Below are 23,999 nucleotides of genomic sequence, written 5' to 3'. Positions count from 1 at the left end.
TTCACAGCGTTTCAACCGTTTGACCACGCCGTCATGGGGGATGACGAGTTCTTGAAGGAGTGTGTATGAAGCTGGCTGAGCTCTCACGCCGGAGCAGGATTTCGGCAGCCACAATCAAGTATTACCTTCGTGAGGGGATGCTGCAACCGGGGACCAAGGTGAGGGCCCGGCTCAGTGAATATGAGGAATCCCACTTGAAACGACTGGACCTGATCGACACACTGATCCACGTCGTCGGGCTGTCGGTCAACCAGGTCAAAACCATCCTCTCCGCCGTGGATGATCCCGATATGAGCCTGGGCGACGTTCTGACCAGGGCCGCCGTTGCCCTCCCCTCCTATGACAGCAGGGCCAAGAGGTATTCGGAGGAGGACGACAGGGGAAGGGACGAATTCGGGGAAAACCAGATCGACGAGGAACACGATGCGGATAGGGACGAGCGTCTGAAACAAATTCGGGAGGACCTGAAAACGGTGGGATTCGAGGACCTGCCGGACCTGCCCTACGTACGACAGCTTGAAGATGCCATCGATGCCGCCCGCAAGGCGGGCATCCCCTGGGGCCGGGATGAACTGGCACGGTTTGCGGACCTTGCACGGGAGGTTGCCAAGGTCGACTTCTCCCTTGTGCCCTGGCCCAAGCGCAAGGACAGCATCACGGTCTCGGTCCTGGGCATGGTCATGACCGAACCGATCCTCATTGGCCTGCGTCGCCTGGCCCACCTGCAACTTTCCAAGGATCTTCCTCGGACGACCGAACCGTCCTGAACCTTCTGCAAACCGTATGTAGCGTCAGGCAGCAAGCAACCGGATACTTGCTGCCTGCTATCGCAAAATCGACTTCCACGGATGACAAGCCAGGGGTCCGCCTGTCATCAAAGACGGCTTACAAAACAGCCTCTTCCCATTGCGCGGAACTTGGTATTTGCCGAATTGAGCGTGATGTCAAAATCATCAAGGTGCCCAAAAAGAATGTGGAGGAAAATACCATAACTGTTGCGCGGAACCCGATGGCCGTAAGCAGGGTTCCCGCTATAGCACTACAGAACGCCGCTGCCATTTGCGATGGAGCCGTAAGAGTAACACCAATTCTGCCTTGCATCTGGTTTGGGGCTTTCGCAAAAATGAAGCCAACAAGCAAAGAGTTAATGATTGGGAAGGGAATACCAATCAGAGAGTTGCAGGTGATAATCACAAGTTGATTCCCCGACACGACCATGGGAATCATAAAGAGACTGATGCAGGCAAAAGCCAGACACACACTCTTGCCGACAGGTGCGGTATTGCTGATTTTGTTTGCAATGAGCGATCCGGCAATCATACCAAGGCAAATTCCGGCGCCAACGAGACCGATGTAGGTGGAATTTACTCTCTTTCCAGTCAGATCGAGCTGGATGGCATATTGAATTCCATTGATGCCGAAGCTGGCAAGGCTGGCAGCGCTGACGGAGAGCACCACGGTCTTACGCTTCAGCGACCACTTCCAGCCTGACAAGAAGTCTTGACCGTAGGACTTCCTATCTGATTGAGTCTTCTCGATCTGCTGATTGCCGGTTTTTAATCCAAAAGCAGCGATTCCGGCGATGGCGTACATGAACGATGCTGTGAAAAACGGGAGCATCGGATGCAGCGAATAGAGAAATCCACTGAGTGGGCTGCCGGTCATATTGACGGTTGAGTCTCTTCCTTCGTTGATGCTTCTGGCCTTCGGGTAATTGCGGACACCAATAATTGACCGAAGCATGGCATCCGTCGCACCCCCCAAGAACCCGTTGATCGCCGATGCAGTCACTGATAGCACAATCAGAACCGTAAAAGAGAGATGGTTGACCAAACCCAGAATCGCTATTGTTCCCCATAAGACAAATCCGGCTAATGCGTTGAAAGCAATCAGCCTTTTCCTATCGTGGCGATCTATATATGTACCGCCAAATATGCTCAAGCCCTGCTGAGCCACCAGTGAAAGTGTTCCGAGCCAGCCTGCCGACACCAGCGAACCGGATACAGAATAACCAAGCAACGATAAAGACAGGGTTTTGATGGAGAGACCAACAGCGGAAGCGGTGTCCGCTGTAAACCAGGATAAGTACTCCGGATTTTTCCAGAAGGACTCTGAGCGTGTGGATTCGGCCATCAAGTCATTCTTTCAGAGAATAGGGAAAGGATGGCCTCACTCACCCTCGTGTCTCCGCCATGCTTTTCGAAATAACTCCAGTCACCCGAAAGGTTGATTTCGAGGAAACTATAAGTGGTTTTGTTTTTGAGCAGATCTATAGCTCCATAATCGAACTTCATGTTTTGTTGCAGCTCTTTAATCTTTCCAAGGATGTCATCAGGCAAAAAGCAGGGCCGAATATCTACACTGTCAGGTTTTTCCCAAATTTGCGCTGCTGTTTCTTTCCCACTTAGGCTATAGGAAATAATCTTATCTCCGATAACGTAGACTCGTATTTCACTCTCATGAGGTACAAACTTTTGAAACAGGCTAGGAACCGCTTCAACTCGGGCAATCTTCAGTACGTCAGCATCCACCATTTTAGGGAAATCACCGATAAAACGGTCTTCTGATTCCCTGACCCAATGCGACCCTAGTGCTTTGACTACAACTTTCCCTGCTTCAACACCGAGCATCGAAAGGGCCTTTCTAGGGTTATCAGTGATGACCGTTTCAGGGATATCGAATCCTGAAGCTCTAGCTATCGCCAATTGCCCGGGAAGGCTCTCTGCAGCAAGTCTGCCGTTTACTGAGTACTCACTCATTTCCCCGCAGATAGATTTCAGCGAGTCCATCTGTGAATAATAATACTCCATCAACATCTGGCTTTCCGTTGATACAGGACGCTTTACAAAGAAATGACGGTTCCAGAAAACACTAGGCTTCAGAACTTCGTGCCCCAAGATAATTCGTCCCTGTTTGTCGATTCCATCGATACCCGATCTTTCAGGAAAATCAGAGTCGACACGAATAAGCCTTAAACCTGCCTTAGCCATGGTGAAAGACAGTTTAGATATCTCGCTATCGCCGGAGTAAGTGAACACCACCGCACAGTTAGAGTAGACATCTGAAATTGGACGCGCGAGCCCTCTGTCGTACATGTTTGACTGGAAATCATCGTTGCGATGAGCAAAGGTCTGTCGATATGCATTTTCTATTAGCAAGGGCATTTAGCTCCTCCAATCCTGCAGTAAAAAAGTGCCGGCTCCGTTTGTGAGCCGGCACCTGATGAGCAGAGTTCCCAAAAATCAGAAGACCTTGACATCTCCAGTAGGCTCAGCACCAGTAACGACGGAGGTTTCATTAATGCCATTCGCGAAATTCTTCATTGCCTTTTCCATTGTTTCCTTCTTTCTTTTCCTTTGTGGTTCCAGCTCTTTTTTAAGAGCTAACCCGAGAATAACACGTACAACTTATTTGTACAACTTATTTGTACAACTTATTTGCTATGGTGTTAATGAGAACGAAAGGCGCTATTTATATGGCTCAAGAAACACCCGCGGATGAAAAACTTGAAATCCCAAGAATTTCGAATAGCAAAACACTTAAAGTCCTAGCCAATCCAATCAGGATGAGGATTCTTGGAGTTTTGCGCATCAACGGAGAACAGACTGTCGGCTCCATAAGCAACTGCCTCGGAGAGGCGCCAGGCGCAGTAAGTTACCACCTTTCTCAGCTAGCAAAAGTTGGACTTGCGGAGAAAGCACAGAACTCCGAGCACGATAAGAGGCAGAGCTGGTGGAAGGCAAGCCAAACTGCCGCATTTGTAGAATCCCCAGACAGAGACAATGCCGTTGAAGAAGAGGCAACAGATCTCTTTAGGCGTTCGGCAGCACTGGCATATGAGCAAACCTACGAACGTTATCTAGACGCATTGCCCAAACTTCCAAAGGAATGGGCTAGTGCAGGTGCAAGCAGTGATTCCGTATTGATGCTGACACCCGATCAGCTGAAACAGATGAACTCCGAGCTTGATGCCGTCGCGAGGAAGTGGGCGAAGAGAGGTGCCGAGCAGTTACCAGGGGCCGAACGGGTGGCCCTGATTGTACAGGCTTTCCGCTGGATTCCGTGAGGGCTGCGGTACAGCTGGGCAGACTGAACCATCTGGCTCGATTTGCGTCTACGCGTCCTTATGAAGAAGGCGTGATACAGCCACTGACAGGGCCACGGCAAACCCCAGTGGCATAAAGCCTCCGACCGGAAGGTGGCAGACCTCCATCAGCATGGACATAGCCATCAAGGGAGCCGATTGAGAGGCCGCCAGAAGAGCAGCGGCACCAAGTACGGCGCACTGCCAGAGGGGCAGACCCGGGAACCACCAGGACACGACCAGTCCCATGGCTGCACCCAGGCTGGACCCCAGAGCGATGGAGGGGGTCAGGGTACCGCCCGAGGCACCAGCCCTGATGGTGGCAGCGGTCAGAACAGCCTTGGCCAGAGCCATGACCAGCAAGGTGCATACCGGAACCAGGAGGGCTGCCGGAGAGTCTCCCGAAACGGCCTGCTGACTCATGCCCACCTGGGCCAGGGCCCGCCCGTTGCCCATGACCTCGGGCATCCAGATGGATACCAATCCGGTCAGGAGAGCCACCCCGGTCAGTTGCCAGATGATGGCAGACCCCGTGGTGCGGTGGCTCTGGGCCCAGGTGGTCAGCCGGCGGAAACCGGCACCGACCAGACCCATGACCGGACCGGCCAAGAGCACAAAAGCCATGAACCAGGGCGAAAATGAGTCATGCCCCACCAGGTAGTAGGAGTCAAACCCCTTGATGGAGCCCCCGACCAGGGTGGCCAGGCACGACATGGACAGGGTGACCAGGACGGCGGTCATATCAACCCCGGTCAGGAGGACCTCTATACCGAAAAAGGTGCCGGTCAAGGGCGCTATATAGATTCCCGCGAATCCAGCACCTGCCGCGGCCGCCACCAAGAGGGACCTGTCATCCTTACGCAGTCCCAAGCGGGATGCCGCCCTCCACCAGATGCCACCCAGCATGGCTCCAGCCTCCCGAGGGGCCACCTCACGACCGATGGAGCCGCCCGTGGCCACCAGGAAAATCTGGGTCAGCACATGCAGAACCGTCTGCCAGACGGGCATATCGGCACCCTTGACCGCCTGACCGACCGAGGGCACCTTACGGGTCCGGTTACGCAAGAACCACCAGATAAGAGAGGCAACCAGGCCTCCGATAAGAACTGATGCAACCCGCCGCAGAGTGGGCACCTGTGAGGGGGTGGAGACTCCTGGGGATTCGACGAAGCCAAGGACTGTATGCTGTGTCCACTCGAAGAAGAGGGCCAGGAGGCCCGAAGACAGGCCCACCAAAGACCCCAGAACCAGGACCGATAAGGCAAGACCCCAGAACCTGGGTAGGGAACGACCGACCTGCGGGGAGTCAGCGCCTCCCCGGCGGTCCGCACCGAACTCTTCCCGTCCCTGCATCGTTTGGGTCATGGTCTCCAATCTAACGCCAGGGCCTTGTAGAGGAAGTCCCTCTGAAGGACCAGCAGGTTCCTGGCTACGGTCTCATCATTGGTCATATGGGTGATTCCGGACAGGGGAAGGACCGTATGTTCCCGACCGGCCGCCATCAGGGCCCCGGACAGGCGCAGGGTGTGCGCCACGGTCACGTTGTCGTCGGCGAACCCATGAATCAGCATCAGGGGCCTACGCAGGAGTGGTGCGTCATCGATGATGCTGTTGCGCCGGTACACCTCGGGATCCAGACCCAGATAGCGCTCGGTGTAGTGGGTGTCGTAAAGGGTCCAGTCGGTGGGAGGGGCGCCTGCACAGGCCGCGTGGACCTGGTCGGGGGCCCTGAGGACGGACATGGCCGAAAGGAAGCCTCCGTAGGACCATCCGATCATGGCTACGTGGTCCAAATCGGCTTCAGGGGCGAAATCGGGTAGGGCCTGGAGGGCCTCCAGCTGGTCATCCAGGGTCACCTGGGCCATGTCTTCGAATATGGCCCTGTCCCAGGCGGGGCCGCGACCCGGAGTACCACGTCCGTCGGCGGTCAGGACCAGGAAGCCCTGGTCGGCCCACCACTGGGACTCCCAGTAGTAGGCCTGGTTGAAGAGAACCTGCTGCGCTCCCGGCCCTCCGTATGGTTTGAGGAGCACAGGCAGATGCTCCGCCCCGGCATAGGGGCTGGCGGGCGAAGGGTGGACGATGGCCCCGAAGAGCCCGTGGGCACCCATCCGAACGAAGTCGACATCGGGGATGAAACCGGGCTGGCTGCTGTGGTCGGCCAGAACGGCACTCCTGGCTCCCAGACTGTTCAGGTGGCCGGGGTCGACCTGATCACGCCCGACAGCAGCGGCCTGGGTGCCGGCCCCGGAAATCCCGTCGGGGGTTCCGCCCTTCATGGCATCAACGGTTGAGACGGGACCGTCGGAGGCCTTCCTCCGGTCATCGGTGATCAGCCCGAGTCCATCCACTCCCAGCCGATCCAGACAATCGTCCTCGCCCAGGTAGCAGTGCTTGATCTGACCATGGGACGAGGCCATGGTATGGCACTCGACCACGACGCCCCGTCCGGCCCGGGAGGCCGTCCAGAGGCCCGGCAGCCGGTTGAGCACATGGACGCTGCCGTCATAGCCCAGACCCATCAGGTCGAAGCTGCGGGGATCGGTGGAGACAATGGCCAGCACGTTATCCGGCCCGACCGATATGACCCGCCTGATCTGACATCCAGCCGGAGAGAAGGCCTTTCCGTTCACCTGCAGGCGGGTGGTATCGCACTGGGTATCGATCAGGGCGTCCACCAGTCCGCCGTCGGGGCGGTAGGCCGGCAGTCCTTCCACAATGTCCAACCACTGATTGTTGCTATGTGCCCCCAGTTCGCGGGTCGGCACACGGGATGCCCCCTCGGGGGGAAGACGGGGGACGCCGCCATCCGAGACCTCTACCAGATCCTGGGAGGCCCCATCGGTTCCATCCTCGCGGGCCGGAATCTCAATACCCAGAATCCTGTCTTCGGTCTGTCTGCGGTTCTGAACAAGCAGAAGGGGTTGATGCCCATCCTGCCAGCGGACCATGGCCAGGTATTCGAAGGCCTGGTGATCCCAGTCCACCTCACCTACCCGAACGGGGCGCCCTTCCTGGTTCAGACTCACCAAGGCCAACCCCACGCGGGCATTTTCCGTCAGAGCCTGGGGGTAGCGCCTGGCCTTAGGAGCTTCCTGGGGGTTTGCAGGGTCGCTGACATACCAGACCGGCTCATTCGAATCATCGGTGTGCTCCACCAGGAGGGCATCGGAATCGGGAGACCACCAGAATCCCTGATACCGGTCCATTTCCTCGCCGGCCACGAACTCGGCCAACCCCAGGGTCATCTCATTGCCGGCATCGGCACCCAGGGTCAGGACGGGAAACTCCTGGTCAAGACCGGCCTCCTGACCAATCAGGACCATCATCATGGAGGAGCCGGTGGAATAGGCCACCTTGGACCCGTCGGGCGAGATGGTCGGGTTGAGAATGGCCTGATTAGCGTAATGCCGGGACCCATCGGCCTCCATCCGCCCCAGGGTCCGGGTCGAGGCACTCAGACCGTCCTGGGCGATCCGAACGAGCCAGAGCTGCCCGCCCAGGGTGAAAACCACCCGGTCACCGGACCGGTCAACGCTGTAGGAGACGATTCCCTCCCCGCCTTCACGCGAGCGCTCACGTCGGGCCCGTTCCTCCGCAGGCACATCCTCCACGTCGGCATCAGCAAGGAGGTTACGGGGGTCGGCCAGGAGAATCTCGTGGTGACCACCATCCTTGTCGAAGGAGGAGAGCCATAAGGAGGTCACCAGGTCCTCCGCCCCGTCGGAGCGCAGGAAGAGGGCGCGGGAGCCATCTCCAACGGCCCTGGCCGACCGGGGCGCACCAAGGGTGAACCGCAGCGTCCGGGCCTTCATACGCGGGAAGTCCTCTATTGCCGAGACGGGACCGGAATCCCGTAAACCAGGGTTCTCCTCTTCGACCATGTTCTCTCTCCTGCCGAATGCCTTGCACGGTCCTCCCATCGGGCCATGCATCTGGTCTGATGATAGGCGTCCACTTCCCCAAAGGGGAATCTCGTTATCAGCATCACCACGGCCATCCCTGCCCGGGTATCCGCCCCGGAATCCGCATGAACCCTTGCAATACCGACCTTTTCAAAGACCGGTCTGGCTGGTTTCATTGAAGAATTTGCAAGTATCCGCGGGCACATCTGCTGCCCCGCTCACGGTCACGTACTATAAAGGAGTTATATAGAAAGGGTTAACTATGAGCGTTCTCGACCGTTTCGAGAAGAGCGTGGAGGGGGCCGTCAACGGCGTCTTCTCGAAGTTTGGCTCCAAGGATCTTCAGCCTGTCGACCTGTCAAGCGCCCTCGAGCGCGAGATAGACTCACAGGCCATGCCCGTCGGTCGTGACCGCACGGTGGCACCCAATGAGTACCGGTTCCGACTCTCGACCCCGGACTTCGACCGGATCGAACAGTGGGGATCCGAGGCCCTGGCCAACGAGCTGGCCGATAACCTCACCAAGTACGCCGAAAGCCAGCATTACGCTTTTGTCGGCCCGGTCGTGGTCATCTTCGAAGAGGATCTGAACCTCAACAAGGGTGACTTCCACCTGAGCGCGGAGTCTGTCCAGGGGAACGCGGCTCCGGTCACCACACCCAGCGAATCCAAGGATTGCCCCGTTCTGGAAATCAATGGTCGGCAGTACCTCCTGACCGCCCCCAAGACCACCATCGGCCGTGGATCCTCATGCGACATCGTCATTGACGATGCGGGAATCTCACGCCGCCATCTTCAGATTGAAATCACCGACAAGGGCGTAGTCGCCCGCGATCTGGGCTCCACCAACGGAACATACGTGGAAGGGCACCAGGTTCCCGCCGCCACCCTGCTCGACGGCAATACCATCACCGTTGGCCGAACGCGCATCCTGTATTGGGCTTCTTCGCAGGAGCAGGATTCGTAAATAGCCAGGCCTTGACGTAAGGTCGATATCATTATGCTGACCGAACTGACATTCGCCATCCTCAAATATGGATTCCTGGCACTGCTATGGGTCTTTGTCTGGCTGGCAATCAGGTCCCTGCGCAAGGATATCGAGACTTTCTCGCCCCGTACTTCGCACACCCGCCGACGCTGCCAACGTGCAGCACGCCGTCAGGTACCCCCGGCGACCCGTTCGGCTGCTCCGGTGGCTGCCGGCCGTTCCCCGCAGGCCGGCCCCACCCTCCTGGTGGTCATTGATGGACCCCTGGCCGGGTCCACCACCCCGCTCTCGGGTCAGCCCATCACCATGGGTCGATCCTCTTCCAACACCCTCGTCCTGGATGACGAATTCGTCTCCGGCCACCATGCCCGGGTCTATCAGGACCCGGCCAGCGGCCAGTGGGCCATCGAGGACCTTGGGTCGACCAACGGCACCATTGTTTCGAGCCAGCGCATCGCAACGCCGACCATCCTGCCGGCCGGAGTGCCCGTTCGAATCGGCGCCACAACCTTCGAGTTGAGGTAGGCGCCATGACCAAGACCGACCAATCCGAACGTCTGTTCCTGTATTCCACCGCCGTTTCCGATGTGGGCTATGTGCGTAGCAACAACCAGGACTCCGCCTTTGCCGGAGAACGCCTGGTGGCCATGTGCGATGGAATGGGTGGCCATGCCGGAGGCGACACGGCTTCGACCATCGCCATCAGGTCACTGGCCCATATCGAGCGTGACGACCGTGACCAGGACGTGCAGTCCCTGGCCCAGATGATGGAGACCTCGGTCATTGCCGCCCATGATGCCATCGTGGGCAAGGCCAAGCGGGAGCATCGACTCTCGGGGATGGGGACCACGGTCACCGCCCTGGCCCTGGCCGACGGATCCTGGGTTCTGGCCCATATCGGCGACTCCCGGGCCTACCTCCTGCGCGAAGGTCGACTGGTTCGGATGACCCAGGACCACAGCTATGTTCAGCACCTGATCAACACGGGCCGCATCTCACCTGCCGAGGCAAAGAGCCATCCCCAGCGCAACGTGGTCATGAGGGTCCTGGGTGATTTCGACATCGACCCCAGACCGGATATCTCCATCAGCAAGGCCCGGCCCGCCGACCGGTGGATGCTCTGCTCAGACGGCCTCTGCGGCGTTTTGGAGGATTCAACCATCGCCGAGGTTCTGGAGTCGGTCTCCGACCAGGCCGAGTGCGCCCAGCAGCTGGTCACCATGGCCCTGAAGGCCGGCAGCACCGATAACGTGACCGTCGTCATCGCCGACGCCACCCTTGCACTGGATGCGGATGCCTTTGATCTGCCCCACCAGACCCCTCTGGTCGGTGGAGCGGCAAGCTCCAACCTGGAAGCCCTGGCCGACATCCTCGACGAACCGGTGGCCGCCACACCAAGGCTGCGCGACGAGTCCAACGAGTCCCCCGCCAAGCGGGCCGCCGTCCTGACCCAGGGCGGGGAACCGGACGAGGAGGAGACCCGGGGGGTCATGGTCCAGCCCTCGGCCGCCCGCGAGGAAAGCGGCGAACGCCACGTGCTCGATACGAGCGAGATTCCGGTTGTTCTCAAGAAGGATGGGTCGCAAACGGATGACCCTTACGACCCTGAAGTGGCAGATGCCATCCACAAGGAGCAGCTGGAGCAACGCAAGCGCGACCGCTCCCACCGATTCCGCATGCGTCTCGTACTGGCCGCCATCGCCGCCATGGTGTTGGCGGGGCTGGCGGGAGGAACAGCCAGCGCCTATGGATGGAGCCAGAAACAGTACTATCTGGGTCAGGAGAACGGCAGGGTCACCATCTACCAGGGTGTGCCCACCAAGGCCTTCGCGGTCTCCCTCTCCCACCCGGTCAGGTCAACCGACATCGAGGTGAGCAACCTGCCCCAGTCCTGGCGCGATCAGCTCGACGCGGGAATCACGGTCTCCAGTCTGGCCGATGCCGAGGAGCATGCCACCCTGATCAGGCATGAGGCCAGAAGCCTGAGCGAGGAGCGGAACAACGGGGGCGACCGGATCAAGCCATCCGCATCCCCGACCCCTTCGGACAATCCAGAGGATGGGCAGCACTCCTCATGATCTCCACACGCCTGCGACGCCTGTCGCTGTTGCTCTTCTCCCTTTTGGTGGGGTTCGTCGGTTTCTTCCAGATGTTCGCCCGGACCAACGGGGGCCTGCCTGGTCCCTTCATGGCCATGCTTGCGGTCACCGCGGCTCTCTTCATCGCCCTCTGGGTACTTTTGGAGATATTCCAGCCTTACGGGAGCCAGGTCATCCTCCCCAGCGTGGTCATACTAAGCTCATTGGGAACCACGTTGATTACGCGCATCGACCTGCGCAATGCCAAAATCGGCGAACCGACCAAGGTTGGCATGACCCAGTTGGTCTGGCTCAGCCTGGCCCTGGTCCTCTGCGGGATTCTGGTGGTCACTCTGCGGGACTACCGGGTTCTTCGGCGATTCTCGTATGTCAGCATGGTTGTGGGCCTGGTACTCCTCCTCTCCCCCATGCTGCCGGTGGTCGGCCGCGAAATCGGTGGGGCGCGCATCTGGGTGGGCGTGGGTTCCCACACCATCCAGCCCGGTGAGTTCGCCAAGCTCTTCCTGGCCTTCTTCTTCGCCGCCTACCTTTTCGACCACCGCGACCAGCTGGCCGTTGGCGGCAAGAAGTTCCTCGGCATGCGGATGCCCCGCATCAAGGACCTGGGGCCCATCATCATCGTCTGGATGATCTCCCTGGGCGTCCTGGTGCTCCAGCATGACCTGGGTACCTCCCTTATGTACTTCGCCATGTTCGTCTCCATGCTCTACGTGGCCACGGGGCGAACCAGCTGGATCGCCATCGGCGCGGTCTTCTTCATCGTCGGGGCTGTCGTGGCATCCATGGTCTTCGCCCACGTAGGGGCCAGGGTCGACGCCTGGCTCCATCCTTTCAGCGACGCCGAGTACGGCAAGGAATTCGGAGGGTCCGGCCAGCTGGTCAGAGGCATCTTCGGATTGGCCGCAGGTGGACTGACAGGAACCGGACTGGGGCAGGGCAGGCCCTGGATCACCCCCCTGGCCAACTCCGACTTCATCTACTCCTCCATCGGCGAGGAACTTGGGCTCACCGGCCTTCTGGTTGTTCTGGCCCTCTACCTGATCATCGTGGCCTCCGGAATGATAACGGCCATGAAAATCAAGGATGGGTTCGGTAAACTCCTGGCCTCCGGCCTGGTCTTCACCATGGCCTTCCAGGTCTTCACGGTCGTGGGCGGCATCACCCTGGTCATCCCCCTGACCGGTCTGACCATGCCGTACATGGCGGCCGGCGGGTCCAGCCTGGTGGCCAACTGCATTTTGGCCGTCCTCCTGATCATCATCTCCAACGCAGCCAACAAGCCCGCCCCGGAAGTCTCATCCGATACCTTCCAGTACGAGGCCCTGGCCGTTCTGCGTCAGCATGAGGCCGAGGAGCAGATCGAAGGCAAGGGCCACCGGTCCTCACGCAGCACCGGCAGCGAGAACGAAAGTCGTCATGCCCATACAGACACCAGCAACTCCCCGACGCAGCAGATGAAGGGAGGGGCGGAATGAACAAGTCCTTACGGCAGCTTTTCAATGCCGTCATTGTCCTCTTTGTCATCCTGGGTATTTCCAGCACCCTCATCATGGTGGTCCGGGCAAACTCCCTGAACGCGGATTCGCGCAACATGCGGGCCCTGTACCATGAGTACGCCGCGCCACGAGGGGCCATCCTGGCCTCGGACGGAACCGTCATGGCCATGTCCGACCCCATTGACGACTCCTTCCAGTACCAGCGCAAGTACATGAACGGAAACGTCTACGCTCCGGTAACCGGCTACTACTCGATCACCAGCCCGGCCGACCGGGGCATCGAGGCTTCCAGGGATCGCCTCCTGAGTGGTCAGTCCGACAGCCTCTGGATGGACCGGGCCAAGTCGCTCTTCACTGGCACCCAGAACAAGGGGGCCTCCATCGAGACCTCCATAAATCCCCGCATGCAGGAGACCGCTTACCGGATGTTGGGTGGTATGTCCGGCTCGGTGGTGGCCATAGAACCCTCAACCGGGCGAATCCTGGCCATGGTCAGCACCCCCAGCTACGACCCCGGCGCACTGACCGGGCACGACAGCTCCGACGCTTCAAGGGCCTACCAGGAACTTGCCAGACGCGCCGACAACCCCATGCTGAACAGGGCCACTTCACAGCTCTATCCGCCTGGGTCCACCTTCAAGGTGGTCGTGGCCGCAGCCGCTTTGGAATCCGGCCAGTACAGTCCCGATAGCGAAATCCCGGCAGGTGCTTCGTACACCCTGCCCGGCACCGCGTACGATATGACCAATGCCACGGCCGCCGGGGACGGGGTCAACGGCAAGATCAGCATGCAGGATGCCCTGGCTTACTCCTCGAACACGGCCTTCTCCCAGTTGGGGGTTTCCCTGGGTGGCAAGACCATCGCCGACCAGGCCAAGAAATTCGGGTACGGGTCCACAATCACCCTGGACGGGACCAACTCCTCCGGTTCCCCCATGCGGGCCGTGGCCTCCAAGTTCCCGGGCGAGCAGACCCCCGATAAGATAGCTCTCGCCTCCATCGGTCAGGGCGACACCCTTGCCACCCCCCTCCAGGACGCCATGATTGCGGCGGCCGTGGCCAACGAGGGCAAGCTCATGCAGCCTACCCTGGTGGACCGGGTCCGCTCCAGCGATCTGAGCGTCATCAGCGAGACCACGCCCTCCGTCTATTCTCAGACCTTCTCGGCAGACACGTCCCAGGCTCTGACCGAGATGATGGAGGGAGTGACCACCAAGAGCTATCCCGATTTGCAGATTCCCGGCATGCAGGTGGCCGCCAAGTCCGGCACCGCCCAGATCGGTGCGGGCAATACCTCCAATGACGGGTGGATGATAGGATTCGCTCCGGCCGACAAGCCCAAGGTGGCCGTCGCCGTGGTGGTCCACGGCATCTCCTCCTATGGCATGGAAATCGCCGGCCCGATCATGAAGAGTGTGATGCAGGAGGCTGCCAAGTGAAGCTGATAGAGGGACAGCTCATACATCGTCGGTACCGTCTCGACCGACGCCTGGCCCAAGGTGGCATGGGCGAGGTCTGGAAGGGCTATGACATCGAGCTGGGCCGCGTGGTCGCCATCAAGGCCCTCCGTGGCGACCTGACCAACGAAGAGTCCAAGCTCCTTCGCTTGCGGGCAGAGGCCCATAACTCGGCCAATCTGGCCCACCCCAACATCGCGGCCCTCTTCGAGTACTACGAACACGACGGCATCGGCTTCCTGATCATGGAGTACGTCCCCAGCGACTCCCTGGCGGACATCTACCGATCACGGGGGTCGCTGGAGCCGACAGAACTCCTGCCCATCCTGATCCAGACGGCCCGAGGCCTTTACGTGGCCCACTCGCATGGTGTGATTCACCGGGACGTGAAACCCGCCAACATCATGGTCTCCGAGACGGGCGAGGTCAAAATCACCGACTTCGGAGTCTCCTACTCCACCAACCAGGGTCAGATCACCCAGGATGGGATGGTGGTGGGCACGGCCCAGTATATATCGCCCGAGCAGGCCCAGGGGCTCCAGGCCACCCCCCAGTCCGACATTTATTCCCTGGGTGTCGTCGCCTACGAGGGCTTGTGTGGGCATCGGCCCTTCACCGGGGCCACTCCGGTGGACATCGCGGCCGCCCACGTGAACGACCCCGTACCGCCCCTGCCTGATTCGATCGACGCCCAGCTGACCAGTTTCATCATGTCCATGCTGGCCAAGGATCCACGTGACCGTCCGGCAAATGCCCTGGTGGTATCCCATACCCTGGCCAAAATCGAGCAGCGCCTGCTTGACCAGCAAATCGGCCAGACGGAGATGATGGACCCCGATGCACCCCGGCCACGGCAAATCATCAGCAAGCCGCACATGGCGAAAAACCTGTTAAGACTTCCCTGGACGCAAAGTGGAAACAAGACTGCAGACGTTCCTGAAGGGATGAACGGAAGGGAAACCCTATGAGCATCACACTGCCGCCTTCCTTGGCGAACGGACGTTACCAGCTCGAACAACTGATCGGGCGCGGCGGTATGGCCGAGGTCTACACAGCGCTGGACACCCGGCTCGGCAGGATCGTTGCCATCAAGATCATGCGGTCCGACCTGACCAACGACGAGATATTCCTGTCCCGGTTCAGGCGCGAGGCCCACGCGGTCGCCCAGCTCAACAATCCCAACATCGTCTCCATATACGACTCCGGCGAGGAAATCCTGGTCGACAGCCAGGGCAACCATGAGCGGGTGCCCTACCTGGTCATGGAGTATGTGAAGGGCCAGACCCTGAGGGCCATCCTCAAGGAAAACGGAGCCCTGAGCCAACGTGACGCCGAGCAGGTGATGCTGGGGGTCCTGGCCGCCCTGGAGTACTCCCACCATATGGGAATCATCCACCGCGACATCAAGCCCGGCAACATCATGATTTCGGAGCAGGGCATCGTCAAGGTCATGGACTTCGGCATCGCCCGCGCCCTGGATGACTCCGCAGCCACCATGACCCAATCCCAGGGTGTGGTGGGCACGGCCCAGTACCTGAGCCCCGAGCAGGCCAGGGGCGAGAGCGTCGATATGCGCTCCGACCTCTACTCCGCTGGCTGCGTGCTCTACGAAATGCTGACCGGACGGCCGCCCTTCAACGGGGATACGGCCGTGGCCATCGCCTATCAGCATGTGTCCGAGGTGGCGACCCCGCCCAGCAGCATCGTGCCCGGCCTTCCCCGGATGTGGGACTCCATCTGCGCCAAGGCCATGGCCAAGGACCGCCAGAACCGCTACGCCACGGCAGGGGCCTTCAAGAACGACATCATGGCCTACATGAACGGCGGCACTCCCGTGGCTGCCGCCTTCAACCCCCTGACCGACCTTTCGAACCTCAAGGCCAGGAAGGACGCCGAACAGGAGGCCGCCACCTCGGCTCTGCCCCCAGAGGACGAGGCCACGGCAGCCACCCAGGCCTTCAGCCCGATTGAGGATGAGGCCCGAGCCGCCGCCCCCATCGCCACCGCACAGAAGGCCAAGCAGGCCGCCCAAAAAGCCAAGCGCAAGAAGAAGATTATCATCGGCTCCGTTCTGGGGGTCATCCTGGTCCTGGCCATCGGTCTGGGCGCCTGGGCGTTCTTCAGCAAGGACCGCACGCAGACCACCACTGTGCCGACCATCACCAATCAGATGTCCAAGGTCCTGGCCAGGGAGAAGATCACAGCCGCGGGGCTCAAGTACCAGGAGAGAGAGGACAACGATTCCTCCGAGCCCAAGGGCACCTTCACCAAGCAGAACCCCAAGGGTGGCAGCCAGGTCCCCAAGGGTTCCACGGTGACCGTCTGGTTCTCGGCAGGACCCAAGGATTCCGCCATCCCCGATGTCAAGGGGCAGAATCAAGACAGCGCCAAGAGAACCTTGGAAAAGGCGGGCTTCAAGGTATCGCCCGCTGCCTCCGTCGAAGACAGTACGGACGTGCCCAAGGACCATGTGACCAGAACCGACCCCGCCAGCGGGCAGAGCATCCCCAAGGGGAGCAACGTCCTGCTCTATATCTCCTCGGGCATGACCAAGGTGCCTGACCTGACCGGCAAGTCCAAGGATGAGGCCACCAATATCCTGCAAAGCCAACGTTTCAACATCACCATCCAGGAGGAACCCTCCAAAACGGCGGCCAAGGGCACGGTCATCAGTTCCAATCCGGCCCCCGGATCATCAGTCCAGCAGGGAACCATGATCACCCTGTCCGTCTCCAGCGGGATGAGTATGCCCAACCTCATCGGCAAGACCCTGGCCCAGGCGAGGCAGGAACTGGGCGAAGGGGTGAAGATCAATGTCAACGGCCCCAACGATGACAATGCCAAGGTGACAGAGCAGAACCCGTCGGCAGGAACCGTCATTGACAAGTTCAGTGACGCGGTGAACCTGACCACCTCCAGTGGTCTGGCCATCCCCTCCTACAATGGCGACACCCTGGGCAGCTACAAGCACAAACTCGCGGAACTGGGCATTACCAGTGTTTCCGTGAACGGGCCGACAACGGATGACGCCAAGGTGGTCGGTGTCGACCCGGCCCCGGGTGCCCCGGTCGACAACAAGCCACCGGTGACCATCTCGACCAAGAGTTGACCCCGGGAGAGATATCGGGGTCTCCCAAACAACGAGCGGCCGTCCTGCAATTCAAGTTGCAGGACGGCCGCTTGCATATAGGTCGGGAACCGGAGACCGCAAGTCGAAGGCCCGGAATCCCGACCAGGGCGTCTCTAGAAGGCGGAGTAGTTGGACATCTGCCTGAGATAGGGCACATTGGTGGCCAGCCAGGGGAAGCCCCACTCAAGCAGGGCACAGGCGATGACCAGAATGAGCAGAATCATCAGTATCCAGCGAATGGGTGCGGTGCCGGACTGATGACGCAGAATCCAGCCATAGATGCTGGCCACCGGGCGGGGCCTGGTCCCGTTCCTAATTTCCCGTAGAAGGGGATAGCGCCAGGCCAGCAGGGCGGCCAGGTAGATGACCAGGTAGGCGGCAATCAGCACCAGAATCGTTGTCTGGAGAGAACCGACCCTGACCAGGGGTGTCGAGGCCTTGTCGGCGAAGAGCACATCGGTCCCCTGATCCCCCATCAACTCCCTGGGCACACCATCGGAGACCTTGGCCCAGTAGTCGAGCTCACCCCAGCTGACCCAACGATGGGTGGCCGTGGAGTACTTGGGCTCGCAGGTGGTCAGGGTAATCATCCGCTTGGTGGCAGGATCGTCCGGCCGCTCGGGATTGGGCGCAATCACATCGACCTGGTCAGGCAGGACGATCTTGTAAGAGGTGTAGCGGTACACGTACCAGTAGTTCTTGGTCCGGAGCACGATGGCATCGCCGGGCTTGAACTCGTCAACATGGGCCAGGGGTTCACCGTATCCGGCGCGGTGGCCGGCAAGAGCCACATTGCCCAGTTCACCAGGCATCTGCGAGGTGGGGTAATGCCCGATGCCGGCATAGGCCAGCTGGGAGGGCGAGGTGCCCTGAACGACATTGCGCTCCCAATGCTCGCCGAAGCGAGGAATGTAGAGCTGGGCCATCAATTCGCCATCGGCGGCCGATTCCGGTTCGACCGGGGGATTACCGTGCTGGGGCTGGGCCACGCGCTCGGTATCACCGGAGGCGGGTTTGCTCCAGGAGGAGGCCTCACGGGCCTCCAACTGCCGGTGCTCCGACTGTACGCCCGTCCACCAGAGTTGCCAGACAACATAGAGCGCGCAGAAAACAGCCAGGGTTATAAGCAGCTCTCCCAGAATCTCTGCCACGGAAACCAGTTTGCTGGGGCCTTTTTTGGGGCTTTCCCCGGCCTCATTCCTCGAATCGGGGGCGTAGTCGTTTCCCGGCTCTTCTGATGTCATTCTTGCGCTTTCTCGTCCACTGATGCGTATTGGAGGGGCTGGAGCACCGCGGTGGCCTCGGCGAAGCGGAGGTTATCGGAGTTCTCCACCTTCCACCCCAGGCCCAGCGTATTCACATACTCCTTATAGACCTTGACTGACGGCGAATCATCCAAGGCCTTGTTCATGCGATCAGTCGGACCTATGGCAGCGATTTTATATGGCGGCGAGTACTTTCTTCCATGCAGGAGGAGCACATTGCCCACGCAGCGCACAGCCGAAGTGGGCAGGACCCTCTGGTCCTGAATCTGCATGGACTCGGCCCCGCCGGCCCAGAGGGCGTTGACCACACTCTCCACGTCCTGCTGGTGAATCACATAGTCATTGATATTGGCTGAGGATCCGTCCTGCCCCACCTTTTGCTGCCAGAGGGGGGAATCGTTCAGGGTCACCGTCAACCCAGGCCCCTGGACGGCCTTGAGGACCGTTCCCGCCCCGGCATCCTCCCTGGAGTCGGATCCGTCCTTGTCGTCAGTCAGGTTTTTCAGAGCGTTGATCTGGGAGCTCATGGAATTGATGTCCTGGCGCAGACCGGAGGCCTTGCTCTCACGTTCCTCCACCAGGCCGGCCGTATCCGATGTGACGGTCACGGTCCTGTTGACCCGGATATTCACAGTCAACATGTACCCGACAAGAGCCAGGACCACAGCCACCGCCACCGTACCCACCAGGGACTTGCGAGCACCGTGCTTGCCCGTCCTCCTGACCATTGCGCCCCTCATTCCCGTCTGCGATAGTATTACGTTCGAGTCTAACCGCTACTATGTCTTAGTAGACCGAATGAAGGAGAATATTCTCATGGCAGAGCATCAGCTCCATGACACAGACGAGGCGGTGGACGAGGAGCCTGTCAAGGCCGAGGAGACCGTCGAGACCGGGGAACCCAGGTCCGAGTCGGCACCAGACAAGTCGGAAGAGGCCGAGGCCAAGGCCGGAGACGCCGATGTTGATGCGTCCGGCGATTCGGACGATAAGGACTCCGACGACGACCTGGATGACGAGGAGTACGGTCTGTCCATGGATAAGGTCGAGGCGGTTCTCAACCAGAGCGTCGACAAGAAGCACATGACCCCCCAGATGCGTCGTATCATCCAGCGCCAGGAGGAGAACACCAAGCGCGTGGAAGAGACCATCAAGGGCACCAAGGCGAACCCCCGTTGGTTCGTTCCCCTCTTCGTCACCCTGATGTTGCTGGGTCTGATCTGGATCGTGGTCTACTACATCTCCTCCACCCGAGGCAATGTCTACCCGATTCCCACCATCGGCAACTGGAATCTGGCCGTCGGCTTCGGCATCCTGCTGGTCGGCTTCCTGATGACCATGTGGTGGCACTGAGCCGATTCATCTTCCCGAGAGCCCCGGAATCGCAGCCTCTATGACTTGCGCTTCCGGGGTTTTCCATATCCGGCAGACTATCCGGGGTCACATCCGTACTCAGAAATTTGACTTATCCACACCCTTCACCCTGTAGTTACAAACACTTTGTACACAACCCAGAATCGTCCTATTTGCAACGATTTTGGGTTACTTATCCACACTTTTACCCAGCATATGCACCAGAATCAGGGACTTATACGCAACTTATCCACACTTTTATCAACAGTTGTGGATAGATTACACGTGTGTAATTTGCCGCCGGCGCTCCTTACATGAAGGGGATGGGATTGGTCATATTGCAGAGGAAGGCCAGAGCGGCAATAACCCACAGGAAGACAATCGCGATGCCAATCCACCGCACGGTAAAGGACCGTGCGGTCCTGGCCCGTCCCGCGATGCGGTCCAAGGCGACCATATAGAGGAGACCTGCCAGGAATCCGCCCACATGGTCCTGCCAGGCGATTCCCGGCACAATGAGGGGCATGCAGAAGTTGAGGACCATCCAGATCACCATGGATCGAATGTCCATTCCCATACGGCGGTAAATCACCAGAATGGCACCGAAGAGCCCGAAGAGGGCCCCCGAGGCACCGATGGCCGACGTGCTCCATCCGCTCGGAACCAGTGCGGCATAGACCATCAAGCCCAGATCGCCGCCAAGTCCGCTCAAGAGGTAGAGCACCAGGAAGCGCCACCTCCCCAGGAAGCGCTCCAATACCGGTCCCACCACCCAGAGGGTGATCATGTTGAAGAGGATGTGGGTCACATTGGTCGAGTGCATGAACATGGAGGTGACGAACATCCACGGGTTCCGCAGGGCCAGGGCCGGGGCGAAAGCCAAACGGTTGACCAGGACGGTCAGATAATCCTGCGGCCGGAGCAGGTAGGCAATCATCTGAACCAGCCAGACCAGAATGCAAATCAGGGTAATCCCTACTGTCGCCAGGGGAAGGTCGCTCCCCCACCGCCTGCGCATGTAGGCCAGGGGCCCACCCGACCCCCTGCCCGAACCTCCCGGATTGGTGTACTTGCCGTTGAGCATGTGCCCACTCTACCCCGGCACCTTGGGCCCTGTGTGCCTTTTCCGTGCTTCAATCGGCCCGTCGTCGCACCCGTTCGCTTCCATCCACTAGGATGGAAAGGGAGTCGGCCATAACGGGCAAGGCCGGCATATCGTCGTCGAAAGGAGCCAAACATGGAGAACAAATCTTCAAACGGCTGGAAGTTCTTTGCTCTGCTCTTCGGCACGCTGCTGGCTGGCGTTGTCGCTCTGTTCATATACAAGCAGCAGAACCCGGATTATGATCCCTGGGAGGAGCCCTGGGAGAACAGCTCATCGCCGGTTGACCTGGGCCTGACCAAGGATGAGGGTGAGGAGTCCACGGACACCATTTCCCCTCTGCAGGAAGGCGCCGCGGCCTGAACCGTTCCGGCCGGAAGGGAGCCTGACCCAGCGTTCACGCAAGGCATCGCCCGTTCATGTCAATGAGCATGAAGCGGCGTGCTTCTTTTGCGGACGTGCGGGCAACAGGCTCCTCTTTTTGTATATTCATGCTCTTACGAGGACTCCCACTCGTTTTGCCCGGGGATGGACCACGCCAGGCGGGAGTGGTGACACGCCAGGTCCCCAGCTAGGCCACAATGGGAACATGGGTGTCATACGAGAAGCTGACGTGGAAGAGGGTCGTCGGGATTTCCTGTCCTGGCGGGATATGGCCAAGGAGATCAGGCAGGGCCTGACCGACCCCGATGATGTGGCCGCACGAATGGCCATCGACCCGGAAGTACCCCGACGCCAGGCTGCCATGGCCGTGCGATACTCCCTGCATATGTTGGAGATCAAGGCCCCCGGACCAGGAGTGGAGGTAAGGGTGGCTCCTTGGGGGGCCATCAAGATTCTGGACGGTCCGGCTTCGGACCCCCACAATCTGACCCCGCCCGATGTCATCGAACTGGACCCGGAGGTCTGGCTGCGCCTGGCCACTGGAATAACCAGTTGGCAGGAGGAGCGAGAAGTCGGACACATAACCGCCGTCGGCGAACGCGACGACCTTCACGAGTTGCTGCCCCTGGTCTGATTGACTCACCTAAACAGGTGACAGTCACCAAAGCAAGAAGGCCTCAGGCGATTAACCCGGTTGCCCTGCAACCGGCCTATAGGTCACTCGGCCTTTTTGGAACCAGCCTTTGCCGTACCCGATGCCTTCGTGCCTGCCTTGGTTGAAGACTTGGATGCCGTGGATTTCCTGCCCGAGCCGGACCCGGCCGTGGCCTTGGAAGCACTCTTGGCCGATGTCTTACCGGATGCCTTGGTCTTGGCCTTGGTTGTACCCGTCTTGGAGTCGGATGTCTTGTCGGCCACCTTGGCACTCGAGGCCTTGCTACCCGCGGTCTTGGTGGATACGGCGCTCTTGCCTGTCTTGGTCGCCTTGGAGCCTGACTTGGCGCCGGCCTTCTGGGATTCCGTCTTTACGGCTGCGTCCTTCGTGTCCTTCTTCGGGGCACCATGCCCCAGGATGCTGGGAACGGGAATGGGGATACGCTTGTGGGGCTTGGGCGTCACCGGCATCTCACCGGATGTGGCCTTGGCCGCGGCCTCGGCAGCCCAGCGCGCATAATCGTCCAGATCATCGTCTGCAGGGGCTGATGCCGCATCCGCCGTATCAGGCAGAGCACCAACTGCGTCGGAGGACTTTTCGGCTGAATCCGCATGCCCGTACTCGGCCTCGACCACCGTAAAGGGATCGGCAGGCCCCTCACCGGGCTCCTTGCCACTTAGTTCCTTGGCCAGCTCGTCGTAATCCGTATCAGTTGTCAGATACTTGAGCTTACGGGCTATTTTCGTCTGCTTAGCCTTCTGACGTCCGCGGCCCATCCGACCCCCTTCGCCAGGTAACGTGCACGTTAGGCACAGTGATTGTAAGTTTGCATCACATAAGAGATTACCACCTGCTTATCTTGTCTACTCGGACTTTTACGATAAAAGCAATTTCCAACGGCATTTCGGCATTTCGACAAGGGCGGGTCCATGCAGAGCGAAGAGCAGGTCACAGCGGCAGGCAATGAGATCAGCGAGAGCTTCAAAACCGCCAAAAAGCTGTCGGACCAGGTCCTGGCCAAGCTGAAGGAGAACCCCGGACAGTACACGATGCTGACCGGAGACAGGCCCACGGGGCGTCTCCACCTGGGCCACTATTTCGGCTCCATCCGCGAGCGCGTCCAGATGCAGGACCGAGGGGTCCATACCAATATCATCATCGCCGACTATCAGGTCATCACCGACCGCGATACCACCGAGCACATGAAGGACAACGTCCTCAACCTCGTCCTGGACTACCTGGCGGCCGGCATCGACCCCGGCAAGACCACGATCTTCACCCACTCGGCCACTCCAGCCGAGAATCAGCTCATGCTCCCCTTCCTCTCCTTGGTGACGGAGGCCGAGCTGCATCGCAATCCGACAGTCAAGTCCGAGATGGAGGCCAGTGGCCACGCCCTGACCGGACTGCTCCTGACCTACCCGGTCCACCAGGCCTGCGACATCCTCTTCTGCAAGGCCAACGTGGTCCCGATCGGGAAGGACAACCTCCCCCACGTGGAGCTGACCAGGACCATCGCCCGCCGTTTCAACGAGCGCTACGCCGGTGGGAACACCGTCTTCCCGGAGCCGGCGGCTATCCTCTCCGACTCCCCCGAGATTCCGGGCCTGGACGGACGGAAAATGAGCAAATCGTACGGAAACTCCATCATGCTGGGAGCCACCGCCGAGGAGACCGCCAAGCTGATCAAAAAGTCCCCCACGGATTCCGAGCGCAGGATCACCTTCGACCCGGTCAACCGTCCCCAGGTCTCGGCCCTCCTGACCACTGCCGGACTGGTAACCGGACGCGACCCCAGGGAAATCGCCGAGGAAATCGGTGATTCCGGTGCAGGCGCCCTCAAGGCCTATGTGACCGATTCGGTCAACACCTTCCTTGCCCCGCACCGTGAGCGCAGGGCCGAACTGTCCAAGGACATGGATTACATCCACGACGTGCTGGACGAGGGTAACAGGAAGGCCGAACGCATCGCCGAGGAGACCCTGGACCAGGTCCGCTCGGCCATGGGAATGCGGTACTGAAAAGACCGAAACCTCCAGGCAACAGGTCTGCGGAGCCGGCAAGTCGCTCCGCAGACCTGT

At 59.8% G+C, this 23,999-nt stretch carries 20 protein-coding genes and 1 pseudogene; 13 read left to right on the top strand and 8 right to left on the bottom strand.

Features of this window, described 5'->3' with window-relative positions; translation table 11 throughout:
- Positions 1–65 precede the first annotated feature (65 nt).
- Positions 66–767, top strand: coding sequence for a MerR family transcriptional regulator (locus H3V08_RS07065; protein WP_198182198.1), 702 nt, complete (start codon positions 66–68; stop codon positions 765–767).
- A 118-nt stretch (positions 768–885) separates the two neighbouring features.
- Here H3V08_RS07065 and H3V08_RS07060 read toward each other — a convergent pair whose 3' ends face one another.
- Positions 886–2,133, bottom strand: a complete 1,248-nt coding sequence (locus H3V08_RS07060) for an MFS transporter (protein WP_198182197.1) — start codon at positions 2,131–2,133, stop codon at positions 886–888.
- On the bottom strand, positions 2,133–2,990 hold the full coding sequence (locus H3V08_RS07055) for an ATP-grasp domain-containing protein (RefSeq protein ID WP_198182196.1): 858 nt from the start codon (positions 2,988–2,990) through the stop codon (positions 2,133–2,135). Before H3V08_RS07055 ends, H3V08_RS07060 begins: the two co-directional genes overlap by 1 nt.
- 485 nt (positions 2,991–3,475) lie before the next feature.
- Between H3V08_RS07055 and H3V08_RS07050 the strand changes: the two genes are divergently transcribed.
- Positions 3,476–4,066: an ArsR/SmtB family transcription factor gene (locus H3V08_RS07050; RefSeq protein WP_198182195.1), complete on the top strand. Its 591-nt coding sequence runs from the start codon at positions 3,476–3,478 to the stop codon at positions 4,064–4,066.
- Positions 4,067–4,114: 48 nt separating this feature from the next.
- On the opposite strand, the gene H3V08_RS07045 is transcribed toward H3V08_RS07050, so the two are convergent.
- Positions 4,115–5,449: a chloride channel protein gene (locus tag H3V08_RS07045; RefSeq protein ID WP_232340444.1), complete on the bottom strand. Its 1,335-nt coding sequence runs from the start codon at positions 5,447–5,449 to the stop codon at positions 4,115–4,117.
- Positions 5,446–7,968 (bottom strand): prolyl oligopeptidase family serine peptidase, encoded by a 2,523-nt coding sequence (locus tag H3V08_RS07040; protein WP_232340443.1) that lies wholly within the window; start codon positions 7,966–7,968, stop codon positions 5,446–5,448. The genes H3V08_RS07045 and H3V08_RS07040 overlap by 4 nt, the downstream gene beginning before the upstream one ends.
- Positions 7,969–8,251: 283 nt before the next feature.
- Between H3V08_RS07040 and H3V08_RS07035 the strand changes: the two genes are divergently transcribed.
- The 7 genes from H3V08_RS07035 to pknB are packed head-to-tail and all read left to right on the top strand — an operon-like array spanning position 8,252 to position 17,138.
- The gene (locus tag H3V08_RS07035) at positions 8,252–8,956 is read left to right on the top strand and encodes an FhaA domain-containing protein (protein WP_033491473.1); all 705 of its coding nucleotides are present in this window, start codon (positions 8,252–8,254) and stop codon (positions 8,954–8,956) included.
- 36 nt (positions 8,957–8,992) lie between these two features.
- Positions 8,993–9,502, top strand: coding sequence for an FHA domain-containing protein FhaB/FipA (locus tag H3V08_RS07030; RefSeq protein WP_442859363.1), 510 nt, complete (start codon positions 8,993–8,995; stop codon positions 9,500–9,502).
- A 5-nt stretch (positions 9,503–9,507) separates the two neighbouring features.
- Positions 9,508–11,055: a BofC C-terminal domain-containing protein gene (locus tag H3V08_RS07025; RefSeq protein ID WP_198182193.1), complete on the top strand. Its 1,548-nt coding sequence runs from the start codon at positions 9,508–9,510 to the stop codon at positions 11,053–11,055.
- Entirely contained in the window at positions 11,052–12,551 is a 1,500-nt protein-coding gene (locus tag H3V08_RS07020) for an FtsW/RodA/SpoVE family cell cycle protein (protein ID WP_198182192.1), read from the top strand. Before H3V08_RS07025 ends, H3V08_RS07020 begins: the two co-directional genes overlap by 4 nt.
- Positions 12,548–14,011 (top strand): peptidoglycan D,D-transpeptidase FtsI family protein, encoded by a 1,464-nt coding sequence (locus H3V08_RS07015; protein WP_198182191.1) that lies wholly within the window; start codon positions 12,548–12,550, stop codon positions 14,009–14,011. Before H3V08_RS07020 ends, H3V08_RS07015 begins: the two co-directional genes overlap by 4 nt.
- A complete protein-coding gene (locus H3V08_RS07010; RefSeq protein ID WP_332461793.1) occupies positions 14,008–14,997 on the top strand; it encodes a serine/threonine-protein kinase in 990 nt (329 codons plus the stop codon). Before H3V08_RS07015 ends, H3V08_RS07010 begins: the two co-directional genes overlap by 4 nt.
- Positions 14,994–17,138: a Stk1 family PASTA domain-containing Ser/Thr kinase gene (gene pknB / locus H3V08_RS07005; RefSeq protein WP_198182190.1), complete on the top strand. Its 2,145-nt coding sequence runs from the start codon at positions 14,994–14,996 to the stop codon at positions 17,136–17,138. The genes H3V08_RS07010 and pknB overlap by 4 nt, the downstream gene beginning before the upstream one ends.
- 134 nt (positions 17,139–17,272) lie before the next feature.
- Here pknB and H3V08_RS07000 read toward each other — a convergent pair whose 3' ends face one another.
- Together H3V08_RS07000 and H3V08_RS06995 are read right to left on the bottom strand one after the other, a co-directional pair.
- Positions 17,273–18,403 (bottom strand): class E sortase, encoded by a 1,131-nt coding sequence (locus H3V08_RS07000; RefSeq protein ID WP_198182189.1) that lies wholly within the window; start codon positions 18,401–18,403, stop codon positions 17,273–17,275.
- Positions 18,400–19,152 carry a DUF881 domain-containing protein gene (locus tag H3V08_RS06995; protein WP_033491481.1) on the bottom strand — a complete coding sequence of 251 codons (753 nt, stop codon included), beginning with the start codon at positions 19,150–19,152 and terminating at the stop codon, positions 18,400–18,402. Before H3V08_RS06995 ends, H3V08_RS07000 begins: the two co-directional genes overlap by 4 nt.
- Positions 19,153–19,240: 88 nt before the next feature.
- Between H3V08_RS06995 and crgA the strand changes: the two genes are divergently transcribed.
- Positions 19,241–19,777 carry a cell division protein CrgA gene (gene crgA / locus H3V08_RS06990; protein WP_232340442.1) on the top strand — a complete coding sequence of 179 codons (537 nt, stop codon included), beginning with the start codon at positions 19,241–19,243 and terminating at the stop codon, positions 19,775–19,777.
- Between the two features lie 310 nt (positions 19,778–20,087).
- Here the strand turns inward: crgA and H3V08_RS06985 are convergent, their stop codons facing one another.
- Positions 20,088–20,861: a rhomboid family intramembrane serine protease gene (locus tag H3V08_RS06985; protein ID WP_033491483.1), complete on the bottom strand. Its 774-nt coding sequence runs from the start codon at positions 20,859–20,861 to the stop codon at positions 20,088–20,090.
- A 153-nt stretch (positions 20,862–21,014) separates the two neighbouring features.
- Here H3V08_RS06985 and H3V08_RS06980 point away from each other — a divergent pair, with 153 nt between their 5' ends.
- Positions 21,015–21,242 carry a hypothetical protein gene (locus tag H3V08_RS06980; RefSeq protein ID WP_198182187.1) on the top strand — a complete coding sequence of 76 codons (228 nt, stop codon included), beginning with the start codon at positions 21,015–21,017 and terminating at the stop codon, positions 21,240–21,242.
- A 226-nt stretch (positions 21,243–21,468) separates the two neighbouring features.
- The gene (locus H3V08_RS06975; protein WP_198182186.1) at positions 21,469–21,897 is read left to right on the top strand and encodes a sterol carrier family protein; all 429 of its coding nucleotides are present in this window, start codon (positions 21,469–21,471) and stop codon (positions 21,895–21,897) included.
- 413 nt (positions 21,898–22,310) lie between these two features.
- On the opposite strand, the pseudogene H3V08_RS07550 reads toward H3V08_RS06975, so the two are convergent.
- Positions 22,311–22,694, bottom strand: a pseudogene (locus H3V08_RS07550) (DUF3073 domain-containing protein); the annotation flags it as partial.
- Between the two features lie 153 nt (positions 22,695–22,847).
- Here H3V08_RS07550 and trpS point away from each other — a divergent pair.
- On the top strand, positions 22,848–23,939 hold the full coding sequence (trpS, locus tag H3V08_RS06965; RefSeq protein WP_198182184.1) for a tryptophan--tRNA ligase: 1,092 nt from the start codon (positions 22,848–22,850) through the stop codon (positions 23,937–23,939).
- Positions 23,940–23,999: the final 60 nt, after the last annotated feature.

It is taken from the genome of Bifidobacterium sp. M0307, assembly GCF_016100445.1.
Lineage (GTDB): Bacteria > Actinomycetota > Actinomycetes > Actinomycetales > Bifidobacteriaceae > Bombiscardovia > Bombiscardovia coryneformis.
Note: the sequence above shows the minus strand (reverse complement) of the source record. Positions and strands in the feature narration are given on the sequence as shown.